Raw genomic sequence first — 13,118 nt, 5'->3', positions numbered from 1 at the left:
GTCCCGCTGCCCGCCCGTCGCCGCCCCCGTCCGCCCGTCGCCGCCCCCGTCCGCCTGGTCCGGCCCCGCCGTCCCGGTCCGGCCGCCCCGGTCCGGCCGTCGCTACGCGGCCTGCTCCGCGTCCTCCTCGACGATCCGGCCGTCGTGGAGCTCGATGACCCGGTCGGCGAGCCCCATCAGCGTCGGATCGTGGGTGGCGACGAGGACGGTGACGCCCTCGCTGAGGACCACCGCGCGCAGCAGCTCCATGATCGAGCGGCCGGTCTCGGAGTCCAGCTGGCCGGTGGGCTCGTCGGCGATGATCAGGCCGGGGTCGTTGGCCAGCGCGCGGGCGATCGCGACGCGCTGCTGCTGGCCGCCGGAGAGCTCGCCGGGTCGCTGGTTGGCGTGGTCGGCCAGGCCGACCAGCGCCAGCAGGGTGTGGGCGCGCTCCTCGCGCTCGGCCGGCGGGACCTTGCGCAAGCGCATCGGCACGCCGACGTTCTCGGCGGCGGTGAGCATCGGGATCAGTCCGAAGGACTGGAACACGAAGCCGATCCGCTCCCGGCGCAAGGCGAGTCGGCCGTCCTCGTCCAGCCCGCCGAGGTCGATGCCGTCCAGCGCGATGCTGCCGCCGGTCGGTGTGTCCAGGCCGCCGACCAGGTTGAGCAGGGTGGTCTTGCCGGAGCCGGAGCGGCCCTTGAGTGCGGTGAGTTCACCTCGCTCGACCGAGAAGCTGATGCCGCGCAGGGCGTGGACGGTCCGTTCGCCGGTGCCGAAGCTGCGCCGGAGGTCGGTCACAGCCACCATCGGGCCGGCGGCTACTGGGGCGGCGGCCGCCGGGACGGTGTCGCCGGCCTGGTGTCGTGTCATGCAGCGTCCCCCTGTGGACGGTGGATGCCCGGTTCCGACCGGGTCAACGGTAGAGGTGGCTTCGCGGGTTCACCGCTTCGAGCAGAGAATTCGCGAAAGGGAAGTTCCTGGTCAAGGAGGTGCGGTGAAGCCGGAGTTGTGAAGTGTGCATGGCATTTCAACGGTTCGTTGCCGGCGGGGATCCTATCAATGCAAGGAATTTGCTCATTAGTTACTTGATTCGCGCAAGTCCCTTCCGTTCCCGGATCGAATCTGACAGCATCGTCCGCTATCCGGCGACCGATTGCCGGTGATCACTGCGCCGGTGTGCCCGCGAAGTGTCCATCTGTGACCACGATGTGTCCGGATGGGGTTCGGATCGACGGGTGGGGCTGGGGTGCGACCGGGGAAGTGACCGGGGGAGGAATTGTGATGCTCGGCTTCGTCGTGCGCAGGTTGCGTGGGCGACTGCCGCTGGCTGCTGCGGTCCTGTTGACGGTGTTGGTCACGACTGCGGTGTTGACCGCGTTGGTGGTGTTCAACCGTGGTGTCGGGCAGGCGGGTCTGCGGCAGGCGCTCCAGGGGTCGGGTCATGCCCGGACGACGGTGGTGGTGACGGCCGAGCACGGTGCGGACGGGCGGCAGAAGGACGAGGCGGCCCTGGCGTCGTATCGGGAGGGGCTGTTCGGTGCTCTGCCGGTGCACACCGACAGCCTGCTGCGCAGCCGTTCCTACGGGCTGCCGGGCGGTGACGCGGCAAGTGGGCAGGGCGGTTCCACCAGAGTCGATCTGACGGTGCTGGCTGACCTGGACCGCGACCGGGTGGGTCTGGTCTCGGGTGAGTGGCCGGGTGCGGTGACCGGGCCGGTGGGGTCGGTGGTGCCGCAGGTGGCGGTGCCGCAGGCGCTGCTGACGCGTCTGGGTCTGTCCACGGGTGCGTTGCCGGTGGAGGTGCGGCTGGCGGACCGGCTCGACGGGAAGCCGCTGGTCGTGCGGGTCACCGGGGTGTACCGGGCGGTGGATCCGGTGGCGCCGTACTGGCGGATCGATCCGGTGGGTGGTCATGAGATCGAGGTGGGCGGGTTCACCACCTACGGTCCGATGATGGTGGACCCGAGCGCGTTCACCACGGGGGGTCTGGCGCAGAGCAGCCAGGGCTGGTTGCTGGACGCGGACTTCGCGGGGGTGGACGAGGGCACGGCCCGGGCGATCGGAGAACGCGCGCAGGGGCTGGGCGACGAGCTACGCAAGAGCGCCTCTCTCTCGGCGGCGACCGAACTGCCGGGTGTGGTGAAGGAGTTGTCGGCGAGTCTGCTGGTCGCCCGTTCCACGTTGCTGATCGGGGCCCTGCAGTTGGCCGTTCTGGCCACGGCGGCCCTGCTGCTGGTCGTGCGGCTGATCTCGGCCCGCCAGGAACGTGAGAACGAACTCCTCGCCGCCCGCGGCGCCTCCGGTGCCCGTCTGGGTGCCTTCACCGCCCTGGAATCGGTGCTGCTCGCCCTGCCGGCCGCGGTCCTGGCGCCGCTGCTGACGCCTTTCCTGGTGCGCGTCCTGGCCGGTCTGGGCCGTTCCCACCAGGTCACTCTGGAGACCGGGCTGAGCTGGACGCTGTGGCCGGTGGCCGTCCTGTGCGCGCTGGTGTGCACCGCTCCGGCGACGGTGCCCAGCCTGCTGCGCGGAGCGGGCGCGGCGCTGCGCCGCCGGGCCGGCCGCCGCCAGGCGGTGGTGTCGGGTGTCGCCCGCAACGGTGGTGACCTCGCCGTCCTCGCGCTGGCCGTGCTGGCGTATCAGCAGCTCGACCAGTACGGGGGCGGGCTGTCCACCGACGCCTCCGGCAGACTCGGTGTCGACCTGCTGCTGGTCGCGACCCCGACGCTGGCGTTGTGCGCGGGCACGTTGGTGGTGCTGCGTCTGCTGCCGCTGGTGGCCCGCCTCGGTGCGCGGGTGGCGGCGCGCGGCAGTGGACTGGGCCCGGCGATGGTCGGCTGGCAGCTGGCGCGTCAGCCGGCGCGGGCCACGGGCCCGGTGCTGCTGCTGGTGATGGCGGTGGCCACGGGGGTGCTCGCGCTGGGCCAGCACGCGACCTGGAGCGCCTCGCAGCGTGACCAGGCAGGGTTCGACACGGGTGGGGGTCTGCGGATCTCCGGCTCGCGCGGCGCGTTGATGGGCCAGGGCGGCCGCTACGGTGCCCTGCCGGGCGGGGAGCGGCTGGTCGCGGTGGCCCGTGAGGACCAGGCCCTGCCCAACGGCACCGGGCAACTCCTCGCGCTGGACACCACCGCTCTCGCCGACCGCGTCCCGGTGCGCACCGACCTCCTCGACGGGCACTCCGCCTCGGACCTGTTCCGCCCGCTCGCCCAGCCCGACCCGACCGGCGCCGCCGCAGGCGTCACCCTGCCCGGCCACCCACTACGGATCGACGCCGAGCTCTCCGTGCGGCAGACCTTCCGCGGGCAGGTCCGGCTGCCCACCACCGTGCACATGGTGGCCGACGCTCCCCCGGAGGTGGCGCTGCTGCTGCGGGACCGCTTCGGCTACGTCCACAAGGTGCCGTTCGCGGGACTGCCGGTCACCGGTGACCTCCGGGCCTCGGCCGCGCTGAGCACCCTGGTCGACGCGCCGATGGGCTCGGCCGCCGCACCGCTGACCCTGGTCGGGGCCACCGTCTCCTACAGTGACCGTGCCGACGGCGAGGTCACCGTGCGCCGGTTGGCCGTGTCCGACACCGCCGACGGGCCCGCGACCGACGTCGCGCTGCCGGCCGGCCTCTCCTGGACGGTCGGGCGGAGCCAGTCGGGGCCACCGGCCACCGTCCGGCCCGAACCGGCCGGCGCCGACCGGCTGTTCACCGTCGGCTACAGCGCCGTGAGCGGCACCGGAGAAACCTTCCGTGCTGTTCTCGGCCCGGCCGGGGCCACCGCCCCGACCGCCCTGTCGGGTGTCGCGACCCGGGACTACCTGAAGCTCACGGGTGGCTCGGTCGGCGAAACCGTGCAGGTGCCGTTCGCCGGGACCGTCGTGTCGGTCAAGGTGACCGGGGTGGTCGATGCGCTGCCGGTGGCGGGCCGTACCGCGCTGGTCGTCGATCTGGCCACCACCGCGCGGCTGTTGGCGGCGCAGGGGCGTTCCCTGCCCAGCCACGCCGAGTGGTGGCTGCCCGCCGCGGGTCCCGGTGACCGCACCCCGGCCCAGGCCGCGGCCGCGCTACGGTCCGCGCCCGGATCCCAGGACGTCCAGCTGTACGACGAGGTCGCCGAGGGCATGCTCAGCGACCCGGTGGGCGCGGCCCCGCAGAACGCGCTGATGGCCATCGCGATCGTCACCGCCCTGCTGGCCGCGATCGGCTTCGTCGCCGCCGTCGCCGGCTCCGCCCACGAACGCGCCCGCGACTCCGCCCTGCTGCTCGCCCTGGGCGCGCCCCGCAAACAGGTCAGCCGCACCGTCGCGGCCGAACACGCCCTGCTCATCGGACTCGGCGCAACCGTCGGCCTGGCCCTGGGCGCCCTGCTCGTCCACCTGATCGTGCCCTTCGTCGTCCTGACCCCCGCCGCCCGCCCACCCATGCCCGAAGCCCTGATCGAGCTACCCGCCGGCCAGGCACTGCTGTTCGCGGCCGCGATCGCCCTCGCCCCACTGCTGTCCGCCTTCCTCATCGGACGCCGCCGTCGAGACGTGGCCAGCCGGCTGCGCCACGTGGAGGAGATGTGACCACCCAGGCCGGCACCGGCGTGCCCACTCCCGAGAGCACCAGCGTGTCCACTCCCGAGACCGTTCACCGCCCGGCGCCCTGGGTCCGCACCCGGCTGCGGGCCAGCCCGCTGGCCGCGGTGCTGATGGCGGCCCTCGCCTTCGTCACGGTCTTCCTCGCCGCGGCCTTCCCCCGCATCTCGGACCGCGGCGCGGACGCGGCGCTCCAGGACTTCGTCAGCCACAAGGGCCTCAACCCGACCAGCCTGCAGACCACTTCCAGGACCCGGGACTACGACAACGCCGCCGAGCTCGACCGGGTGCGGCAACAGCTCACCGAGAAGACCGGGCAGCTGCTGACGCTGTCCCAGCCGGGGCTGGCCTACGGCACCCGCGCCCTGGGCGACCGCGGCATGGGCAATCCCGGGTACGCCCGGATCGCCGAGCCCCCTGCGCTCAGTCTGCTCTACCTGCACGACCTGTCCGCCCGGGCGACCCTCACCGACGGCACCTGGCCGACCCCCGGCACCGTCGGCGGTCCGCTGCCGATCGTGATCAGCAGGCAGGCCGCCGAGACCATCCACATCAAACTCGGTGACGTCATCGACAACGGCGTCGAGGGCTCGGGCGCCCAGCGGAGCACCGTGGTGGTCGGCCTCTACCGGATCAACGACCCCCAGGACCCGTTCTGGGACGACCTCGGCTGCCCGACCCGCGCCTGTCTGAACGCGGCCGCCGAGCACGAGCACTGGATGACGAGCGGGTTCGTCAGCGGCGACAGCCTGGCGGCGCTGGCCCGTTGGGGCTCGAACGGCGAGAACTTCTGGCGGCTGCCCGTCGATCCCGCCTCCCTGCGGACCGACCAGCTCGACCGCACCCGCAACACGATCAGCTCCTTCCTGACCGGTTCCGGCGCCACCGAGCTGATCCGTGCCACCGGGCGCGCGGATCTGCACACCGCCTCCGGGCTGCCGGAGATCCTGACCCGGGCGGACGAACGCTACCGGGCCGCGCTGCCGCTGAGCACGATCGGTCCCGCCGGGGTCGCGGGCGTGGCCACGGTGGTGCTGTGCCTGGCCGCCGCCCTGACCACCGACCGGCGCACCGCCGAGATCCAGTTGCTGCGCGCCCGTGGTGGCTCGCGAACCGGGGTGCTGCTGCGGCTGATCGGCGAGGGTGCGGCCACGATCCTGCCCGCCGCCGTCCTCGCCACCGCCCTGGCCCTGACGCTGCTGCCCACCCCCCGGTGGGGCCAAGCGGTGCTGGCCGCGCTGGCCGCGAGCCTGCTCGCCCTGCTGGCCTTCCCGGCCCGCGCCGCCCTGCTGTGGTCGGGTGGCAAGGCGGTCGGTGGCCGGCGTCGGCTGGTCGGCGAACTCGCCGTCCTGGCGGTCACCGCCGCGGCCGTCGCGGAGGTCCGTCGCCGTGGTGTCGGTGCCGGCGGTGGGCTGGATCCGCTGTTGGTGGCCGCGCCGTTGCTGCTCGCCGTGACCGGGGGGCTGCTGCTGGCGCGGATCGAGCCGGTGGCGGTCGGCCGGCTGGCCAGGCTCGCCGGCCGCGGTCGCGGCCTGATCGGCTTCCTCGGCCTGGCCCGGGCCGCCCGCGACGGCTCGGGGCGCCGCAAGCCGTCCGTGCTGCCGCTGCTCGCGCTGCTGATCGCCGTCACCACGACCGGTTTCGGCGCCACCGTGCTCGACACCGTCGACCACGTGCGGAGCCGTGCCGCGCGCATCGCCACCGGCGGGGACATCGTCGTCTCCGTCCCCGACTACACCACCCTGCCGGAGTCGTTCGCCAAGGCTGCCGCGGCACTGCCGGGCGTCCGGGCCTCGACCGGAGCGTGGGTCGAGTCCAAGGCCCGCTTCGTCGGCGCCGACCGGGACTACACCGAGGCCTACCTGGTGGTGGTCGATCCGGCGGCGTACGCCGAGATCGCCCGCACCGTCGGGGTCGGGGAGTTCGACCCGGCGAAGCTCGCCGTCGGCCCCGGCGGCCGGGAGACCCCGGTGCCCGCGCTGTTCAGCCGCGACCTGGCCAAGCGCCTGGCCGCCGGCCCGGCCGAGGTGCGCACCCCCAACGGGAACGCTCTGCGCACCACGGTCGCCGGGATCGTCGGCGCGACCCCTGCCCTGCCGGATCCGGGCAAGCCGTTCGCCGTGGTGGCCGCGGGCCCGGCCTGGGAGCGTCTGCCGGACGTCAAGCGGATCAACAAGTGGTTCGCCGTCGGCGACATCGATCCCGAGCAGGTCAGGTCGACCCTGCGGGACAACGGCGGGGGCCAGCCGACCGGCATGGCCAAGCTGATCGCCGAGGACGCGGCGGCTGCGGGCAGGTCGACCCATGGCCTGCCGGCGGGCTACACGGTGCGCAGCAGTGGGGAGAGCGCGGCGGCGCTGGCGGACGACCCCTTGCAGCACGCCGCGGGCCGGCTGTTCCGGTACGCGGCGGCCGCCGGTGCCGGGTTCGCCCTGCTCGCCGTCCTGCTGACCCTCCTGCGGGCCGCACCCGAGCGCGCCGCCGTCCTGGCCCGGCTGCGCACCATGGGCCTGCGCCCCCGCCAGGGCCTGGCACTGATCATGACCGAAGCCCTGCCCCAGGCCCTCACCGCCGCCCTCGGCGGCGGCCTGACCGCCCTGGCGGCCGTCGCCCTGCTCGGCGCGGCCTTCGACATCTCCGCCCTCGTCGGCGCCAGGGTCGGCGACGTCATCACCCCCGTGCTGATGCCCGTCCTGCTGCCCACCGCAGGCCTGGCGCTGCTCGTCACCCTCGCCGTGGCCGCCGAGACCCTGATCGCCGGACGCCGCCAGATCGCCACCGAACTACGGGCCGGAGAACAGGCATGACAGCCCAAGCAGCACCACAGGCCGCAACCGGAGAAGGCGTCGAGACAGGAGAGCAGCGGTGAAGAGCACGTCCCAGGAGCGGCCGATGGTACAGGCCCCCAGCCTGCAGGAGCTGCGGCAGCGGGCCCTGGCCGCGGCCTCCCCGAAGGCCTACGGGCAGGGCGCGGCGATCGTCTGTGACCGGCTGGTGAGGATCTTCAGCGCCGAGGGAATCGAGGTCCAGGCCCTGCAGGGGCTGGAGCTGACCATCGAGCAGGGCGACCTGGTCGCTCTGGTCGGTGCCTCCGGCAGCGGCAAGTCGACCCTGCTGACCATCCTGGCGGGGCTGGACGTGCCCACCGCCGGCACCGCGACCGTCGCGGGCTGCGACCTGCTGGAGATGTCCGGCCGGGAGCGGCTGCGCTACCGCCGTGAGGTGGTGGGGTTCATCTGGCAGCAGACCGCCCGCAACCTGCTGCCCTTCCTGAGCGCGGCCGAGAACATCGCCCTGCCGATGCAACTGCGCGGCCGCCGCGCCGGAGCGGGGTCGAAGGCGCAGGCCGCCCGGGTGGCGGAACTCATGGACGCCCTGGAGATCGGCCACCTCGCCCACCGCCGCCCCAACGAACTCTCCGGTGGCCAGCAGCAACGCGTGGCCATCGCCGTGGCCATGGCCAACAACCCGCCCGTCCTGCTCGCCGACGAGCCCACCGGCGAACTCGACTCCGAGACCGCCGGCGTCATCTTCGAATCCTTCCGCACCGTCAACCGTGAACTGGGCACCACCGTCGTCATCGTCACCCATGACCCCATGGTCGCCGCCGAGGTCCGCCGCACCGTCGCCATCCGCGACGGACGAACCAGCAGCGAGGTCCTGCGCCGCACCGTCACCGACGAACACGGTGCGGAAACCGTCAACGAACGCGAATACGTCATGCTCGACCGCACCGGCCGCGTCCAACTCCCCGTCAAATTCCTCGAAGCACTCGGCATGGAACACCGCGTCGCCGTCGACCTCGCAACCGACCACATCGAAATCCGCCCCGACGACCACACCGACAGTTGAGGCCCGACCTCAACCGTCGCCGCCCACCCGCGGGAAGAGGCCGCTGCCCTCGGCGTCCTTCCGGAGGTCGGGCGGCGCGGTCCCGTCGGCGTGCTCGCCGCGGGAGGGAGCGGTGAAGCGGGCGAAGACGAGCAGGGCACCAGCCGCCAGTGCGAGGATGCCCAGTGCGGTCAGGACGCGTAGCCAGGTCAAGGTAGTGCCTCCTGGGGACGGTGCGAGGGAGCGCCGCCGGGGTGTATCGGCAGCTCGGCCCGCACGGTCGAGTGCCCACGGTCGGTCTCTTCCCGCCGTCCGCCGCGCGACAGGTGGTCCGCGCGGGCGCTCGAAGCACCGATAGGGCGCGTCACGCCACCCCGCGCGCCCCCCAGTGCACGGACGGGGCGTGCACGCGCTCCAGCCGGTACGGGCCGGAGCTCGCGAACATCACCGCCTCGCGGACGTCCGGGTGGCTGCGCAGCGGCTCCGCGACCTCATGAGGGAACACATTGTGCCCCTCGACGATCGCCATCCGGCCTCGCCGGCCCGTCACCGTCAGATAGCCCGCCGCATCCAGACTCCCCGGATCACCGGTGTGCGGCCAGCCGTCCCGCAGCCCCCGCGCGGTCAGCTCCGGGTCACGCCTCCCGCTCGGCCATCACGCCAACCCGTGGCCGACGCGAGGAACACGGCGAGGCCCGGCGTACCCACCGGTGCGGTGGGGACCACCGCACTTGTTAGGGTCTTCGGTCGGACACGGACGGGGGAGCGGTGGGCGGCGAGGCGCAGGCGTTGGTGGTGGCGCCGCGGGGGGTGGTGGACCTGCGGGGGAAGGCCGGGACGGGGCTCGTGGTGGCGTACCCGGATGACGCCGTGGTGGTGGTGTCGGGACTGCCCGGGGCGGGCAAGAGCACGCTGCTGCGGCGCTGGGCGGCGGGCGGGGCCGTCTCGACGGTGGATCCGCGTACGGTGCACGAGGCCTGTGAGGCGGTGATGCCCGCGCGCCTGCCGTACGCGGTGTACCGGCCGTGGGCGCGCTTGGAGCACTTCCGGTTGCTGCGCACCTCGGTGCGGCGGGGCGGTCCGCTGCTGGTGCACGACTGCGGCAGCCGCGCCTGGATGCGTCGCTGGCTCGCCCGGGAGGCCGGTCGTCAGGGGCGCGAACTGCACCTTGTGCTGCTCGACGTCGGTGCCGCCACCGCCCTCGACGGCCAGCGGGCCCGCGGGCGGCGCGCCTCGGCCCGGGTCTTCGCCCGCCATCGCCGCGGCCTGGGCCGGTTGTCGGCGGAGTTCACCCGGCACGCGCGGTCCGGTGGGCCGGTGCCGACCCCGGAGGCGGCCTCCGTGCTGCTGCTCGACTCGGTCTCCCGCTCCCGGGCTCAGGCGGTCCGGTTCGGTGGGGCGACCTGAGCAGCTCACCGGCGGCGGGCCAGGCGCTCGGCCTTCGCGTGCCACCAGCCCGGCGGGCTGGGCCCGTTGACGGCGGAGATCGGCTGGTCGGGGTGGAGCCCGAGGGGGCGCAGGGCCTCGGCGTCGATTCGCACGTCGAACCAGCACTGCCAGTGCCCGTCCGGGCCGATGCCGCAGGGCGCGTCGCAGCGGACGGCCTCCGGCGGGAAGGGCATCCAGTCGACGCCCCGGTCACGCAGTCAAGCGCGCACGGCGGCCATGGGCGTCGGGCGGCCGGTGCGGTTCCGGTAGGCGGCGACGCTGATCCACTCGGTCATGACGGCATGATGGCACGGAGCCGTACGGAGTCGGAGGGGGTTGCGAGTGAATGACGGTCGACGAGGAACACGGGGTGCCCGCCGGGGTGTTGGCGGCCGAGCGGCTGCTGACCGCCCCGGGCAGTTCGGCGGTCCTGGCCGTCCGGAAGGCATGAGCGGATGGTGACGATCGACACGCCCCGCCTGGTGCTGCGGCGCTGGCGCGAGGAGGACGTACCGGCGATGGCGGCCGTCAACGCCGACCCCGAGGTGATGCGGTGGATCGGCGACGGGCGGGTCCACACCCCGGAGGAGACCCGCCGGGCCGTCGAGCGGATCGAACGGACCTGGGACACCGAGGGCTTCGGCCTGTTCGCGGTGGAGCTGCGGGAGACCGGTGAACTCGCCGGGTTCACCGGCCTGGCCGTGCCCCTGTTCCTTCCCGAGGTGCTGCCCGCGGTCGAGATCGGCTGGCGGCTCGGCCGGTCGTTCTGGGGCCGGGGCATCGCCACCGAGGCGGCGACGGCGGCACTGCGGTTCGGCTTCGAGACCTGCGGCCGGGACCGGATCGTCAGCATCGCCCGGATCGGCAACACCGCCTCCGAGCGCGTGATGGCCAAGCTCGGCCTGCGGCCCGAGCGGGAGACCACCGTCCCCCGCAACGGCACCGCCGTCCGCGTCTACGAACTGACCCGCGCCGACTACCTGGCCCGCCCACGGTCCTGACGGCCGTGACCGGAAAACCGCTGGCCCGGCGCGTGGTGCGCCTCCTACGCTCGGCGCACCGGAGGAGCGAACGCGGGGGAGCAGGGCAGCAGATGAGCAGGGCCGAGGCCGTACGGGCCGCCAACGCGTTGGGCGAGCGCTGGGTCGGGGAGACCGACCTGGGGAAGGGCGCGGTCCTGATGCCGGCCGGTGTCTGGCCGCTGCTCGGGCTGCTGGCCCCGGCCGGAAGCAGCGCCGTCCGGGGCGAGTTGGCGCAAGCGCTCGGGGTACCGGTCACTGTCGCCGCCGAGCGCGCCCGGGACCTGCTCGGCCTGCTGGGGGACATCCCGGCGGTGCGGTCCGCGCTCGGCGTCTGGAGCGACGACCGGCTGCGGCTGAGCCCGGAGTGGCTGACCTCCGTCCCGGCGGACCTGGTCGGCCGGCTGACGGGTGACACCGAGCGGGACCGGGTTCTGCTGGACACCTGGGCGGCCGAACAGACGGACGGCCAGATCGACACGATGCCGGTCGAGCTGGACCCGGACACCCGCCTGGTGCTGGCCGCGGCGCTCACCGTCCGGACGGAGTGGATCAAGCCGTTCACCGACTACGGCGCCTTCCGGCAGGACGGGTCGGACGGTTGGGGCCGGGCCGTCCACTACCTGACCCGGGCGACGTCTCTGCTGGACCGCGCCGCCCTGCTGGAGACGTCCGCCGGGCCGGTGACCGAGCTGTGGGTGCTCGGGTACGGCGACATCAGCGTCCACCTGCTGCTCGGAGAGCCCGACGCCGCGCCCGGGGACGTGCTGTCCGCCGGGATCGGGGTGCTCTCGCAGCGGCACCGCCGGACGGGCGCCGACCGGCTGCCCGTGGGTGTCGCCGCGCCGGGGCTGACGATCGAGGCGGTACGGCGCCACGAGCCGGAGGACCGCCTGTACGTGAACGTCCCGAAGTTCACCGTCGACGCCGACCACGACCTGATCGCCCGCAGCGAGTTGTTCGGTCTGCGGACGCTCGCCACCCGGTCCGGGACGGAGGACCGGCTGCCCGGCCTCTCGGACGGCCGGCCGCCGCTGTTCGTCAACAGCGCGCGGCAGAAGGCCACCGCGTCCTTCTCCGCCCGCGGGTTCCGGGCCGCGTCGATGACGGCCGTGGGAGCGGGGGCGGGCAGCGCGGGCGGCAACCCGAGGCCGCCGTACCTGCAGCGCTTCGTCCACCTGGGCTTCGACCGCCCGTTCGGCTTCCTGGCCGTCCACCGGCTGTCCGGACTGGTCCTGGCGGCGGGCTGGGTGACCGAGCCGGAGCGGGCCGAGGATCCCTGGGGGCTCGGGTCGGAGGAGGAGGAGGAGTGGGAGGAGTGGGAGCAGGACTGACACGGCGACACAGCCGGGCGGTCGGAGCGCGGGAATCCGGGTAGCGCACCGTAATCGCCCCCGGTGGCGCGCGCGCACTGCGAGACTGGGGTGAGCAGAGTCCGTCAGGGAGAGAGGTCACACCCCGCATGCCCAGCAGCGCTGCCGTCGACAACCCGTGGTTCCGCAGGTTCAATCCGTCCGACTTCGCTCCCGCCCGGATCGTGATCTTCCCGCACGCCGGCGGATCGGCCAGCTACTACATGGAGTACGCCAAGGCGCTCGCGCCGTACGCCGACGTGCTGGCGATCCAGTACCCGGGCCGGCAGAACCGCTTCGCCGAGCCCACGATCGACTCGGTGCCGGAGCTCGCCGAGCAGATCCACCGGGAGCTGCGGCCGTGGGTGGACCGTCCGATCGTCTTCTTCGGGCACAGCATGGGTGCGGCGGTCGCCTTCGAGGTCGCCCGCTGCTTCGCCCGCGACGGCCTGGCGGGGCCGGAGCGGCTGTTCGTGTCCGCCGGCCGGGCGCCCTCGCTGCCCCGGGACACCGCGTTCCACAAGCTGCCGGACGACGGCCTGCTGGAGCAGGTCGTCCGGCTGGGCGGGACGGACGCGCGGATCCTCGACGTGCCGGCCCTGCGCGAGCTGATCATGCCGGCGCTGCGCGCCGACTACACCGCCATCGAGACCTACCGGGCCGCGCCGGACGCCGTCGTCCCCCAGCCGATCACCGCCCTGGTGGGGGAGAGCGACGCCAACGCCACGGTCGAGCAGGCCGCCCAGTGGGAGCGGCACACCAGCGGCGGCTTCAGCCTCCGGGTCTTCCCGGGCGGGCACTTCTTCGTGGCGGAGCAGATCGACGCCGTGGTGCGGCTGCTCACCGCGCACCTGCGCGGCTGAGCCGCCGCCGGGCCCATCCGCCCGCTGCCCCCGACGAGCGGTCCGGGGGAAGGCAGCGGGCGGAAGGCCGGCCA

At 73.9% G+C, this 13,118-nt stretch carries 11 protein-coding genes; 7 read left to right on the top strand and 4 right to left on the bottom strand.

Annotated elements, in window-relative coordinates; genetic code table 11:
- Window positions 1-102 precede the first annotated feature (102 nt).
- Window positions 103-852, bottom strand: a complete 750-nt coding sequence (locus tag ACZ6Z8_RS03895; protein WP_465606028.1) for an ABC transporter ATP-binding protein — start codon at window positions 850-852, stop codon at window positions 103-105.
- A 411-nt stretch (window positions 853-1,263) separates the two neighbouring features.
- Between ACZ6Z8_RS03895 and ACZ6Z8_RS03890 the strand changes: the two genes are divergently transcribed.
- From ACZ6Z8_RS03890 to ACZ6Z8_RS03880, 3 genes are all read left to right on the top strand, one after another.
- Complete coding sequence (locus ACZ6Z8_RS03890; RefSeq protein ID WP_465606026.1) at window positions 1,264-4,539, top strand: FtsX-like permease family protein; 3,276 nt, start codon at window positions 1,264-1,266, stop codon at window positions 4,537-4,539.
- Complete coding sequence (locus tag ACZ6Z8_RS03885; RefSeq protein WP_465606025.1) at window positions 4,536-7,358, top strand: hypothetical protein; 2,823 nt, start codon at window positions 4,536-4,538, stop codon at window positions 7,356-7,358. The genes ACZ6Z8_RS03890 and ACZ6Z8_RS03885 overlap by 4 nt, the downstream gene beginning before the upstream one ends.
- 85 nt (window positions 7,359-7,443) lie before the next feature.
- On the top strand, window positions 7,444-8,403 hold the full coding sequence (locus ACZ6Z8_RS03880) for an ABC transporter ATP-binding protein (RefSeq protein WP_465606334.1): 960 nt from the start codon (window positions 7,444-7,446) through the stop codon (window positions 8,401-8,403).
- 9 nt (window positions 8,404-8,412) lie between these two features.
- Here ACZ6Z8_RS03880 and ACZ6Z8_RS03875 read toward each other — a convergent pair whose 3' ends face one another.
- Both ACZ6Z8_RS03875 and ACZ6Z8_RS03870 read right to left on the bottom strand, forming a co-directional pair.
- Window positions 8,413-8,595 (bottom strand): hypothetical protein, encoded by a 183-nt coding sequence (locus ACZ6Z8_RS03875; RefSeq protein ID WP_465606023.1) that lies wholly within the window; start codon window positions 8,593-8,595, stop codon window positions 8,413-8,415.
- A gap of 151 nt (window positions 8,596-8,746) precedes the next feature.
- Window positions 8,747-8,887 carry a hypothetical protein gene (locus tag ACZ6Z8_RS03870; protein ID WP_465606021.1) on the bottom strand — a complete coding sequence of 47 codons (141 nt, stop codon included), beginning with the start codon at window positions 8,885-8,887 and terminating at the stop codon, window positions 8,747-8,749.
- A gap of 263 nt (window positions 8,888-9,150) precedes the next feature.
- On the opposite strand from ACZ6Z8_RS03870, the gene ACZ6Z8_RS03865 reads away from it, so the two are divergent.
- Window positions 9,151-9,789, top strand: coding sequence for an AAA family ATPase (locus tag ACZ6Z8_RS03865; RefSeq protein ID WP_465606020.1), 639 nt, complete (start codon window positions 9,151-9,153; stop codon window positions 9,787-9,789).
- A gap of 5 nt (window positions 9,790-9,794) precedes the next feature.
- On the opposite strand, the gene ACZ6Z8_RS03860 is transcribed toward ACZ6Z8_RS03865, so the two are convergent.
- Window positions 9,795-10,004 (bottom strand): hypothetical protein, encoded by a 210-nt coding sequence (locus ACZ6Z8_RS03860; protein WP_465606019.1) that lies wholly within the window; start codon window positions 10,002-10,004, stop codon window positions 9,795-9,797.
- A gap of 261 nt (window positions 10,005-10,265) precedes the next feature.
- Here ACZ6Z8_RS03860 and ACZ6Z8_RS03855 point away from each other — a divergent pair, with 261 nt between their 5' ends.
- The 3 genes from ACZ6Z8_RS03855 (at window position 10,266) to ACZ6Z8_RS03845 (ending at window position 13,044) form a co-directional block, all read left to right on the top strand.
- The gene (locus ACZ6Z8_RS03855; RefSeq protein ID WP_465606017.1) at window positions 10,266-10,811 is read left to right on the top strand and encodes a GNAT family N-acetyltransferase; all 546 of its coding nucleotides are present in this window, start codon (window positions 10,266-10,268) and stop codon (window positions 10,809-10,811) included.
- Between the two features lie 92 nt (window positions 10,812-10,903).
- Complete coding sequence (locus tag ACZ6Z8_RS03850) at window positions 10,904-12,163, top strand: serpin family protein (RefSeq protein ID WP_465606015.1); 1,260 nt, start codon at window positions 10,904-10,906, stop codon at window positions 12,161-12,163.
- Between the two features lie 128 nt (window positions 12,164-12,291).
- The gene (locus ACZ6Z8_RS03845; protein WP_465606013.1) at window positions 12,292-13,044 is read left to right on the top strand and encodes a thioesterase II family protein; all 753 of its coding nucleotides are present in this window, start codon (window positions 12,292-12,294) and stop codon (window positions 13,042-13,044) included.
- The last annotated feature ends 74 nt before the right edge of the window (window positions 13,045-13,118 follow it).

This window comes from Kitasatospora sp. NPDC101108, from assembly GCF_055584725.1.
This window is presented reverse-complemented; position numbering and strand designations above follow the sequence as displayed.

Coding starts and splice junctions, on each gene's coding strand:
- ACZ6Z8_RS03895 (WP_465606028.1), bottom strand. CDS start 852: ATGACACGACACCAGGCCGGCGACACCGTCCCGGCGGCCGCCGCCCCA.
- ACZ6Z8_RS03845 (WP_465606013.1), top strand. CDS start 12,292: ATGCCCAGCAGCGCTGCCGTCGACAACCCGTGGTTCCGCAGGTTCAAT.
- ACZ6Z8_RS03890 (WP_465606026.1), top strand. CDS start 1,264: ATGCTCGGCTTCGTCGTGCGCAGGTTGCGTGGGCGACTGCCGCTGGCT.
- ACZ6Z8_RS03850 (WP_465606015.1), top strand. CDS start 10,904: ATGAGCAGGGCCGAGGCCGTACGGGCCGCCAACGCGTTGGGCGAGCGC.
- ACZ6Z8_RS03860 (WP_465606019.1), bottom strand. CDS start 10,004: ATGCCCTTCCCGCCGGAGGCCGTCCGCTGCGACGCGCCCTGCGGCATC.
- ACZ6Z8_RS03855 (WP_465606017.1), top strand. CDS start 10,266: ATGGTGACGATCGACACGCCCCGCCTGGTGCTGCGGCGCTGGCGCGAG.
- ACZ6Z8_RS03880 (WP_465606334.1), top strand. CDS start 7,444: ATGGTACAGGCCCCCAGCCTGCAGGAGCTGCGGCAGCGGGCCCTGGCC.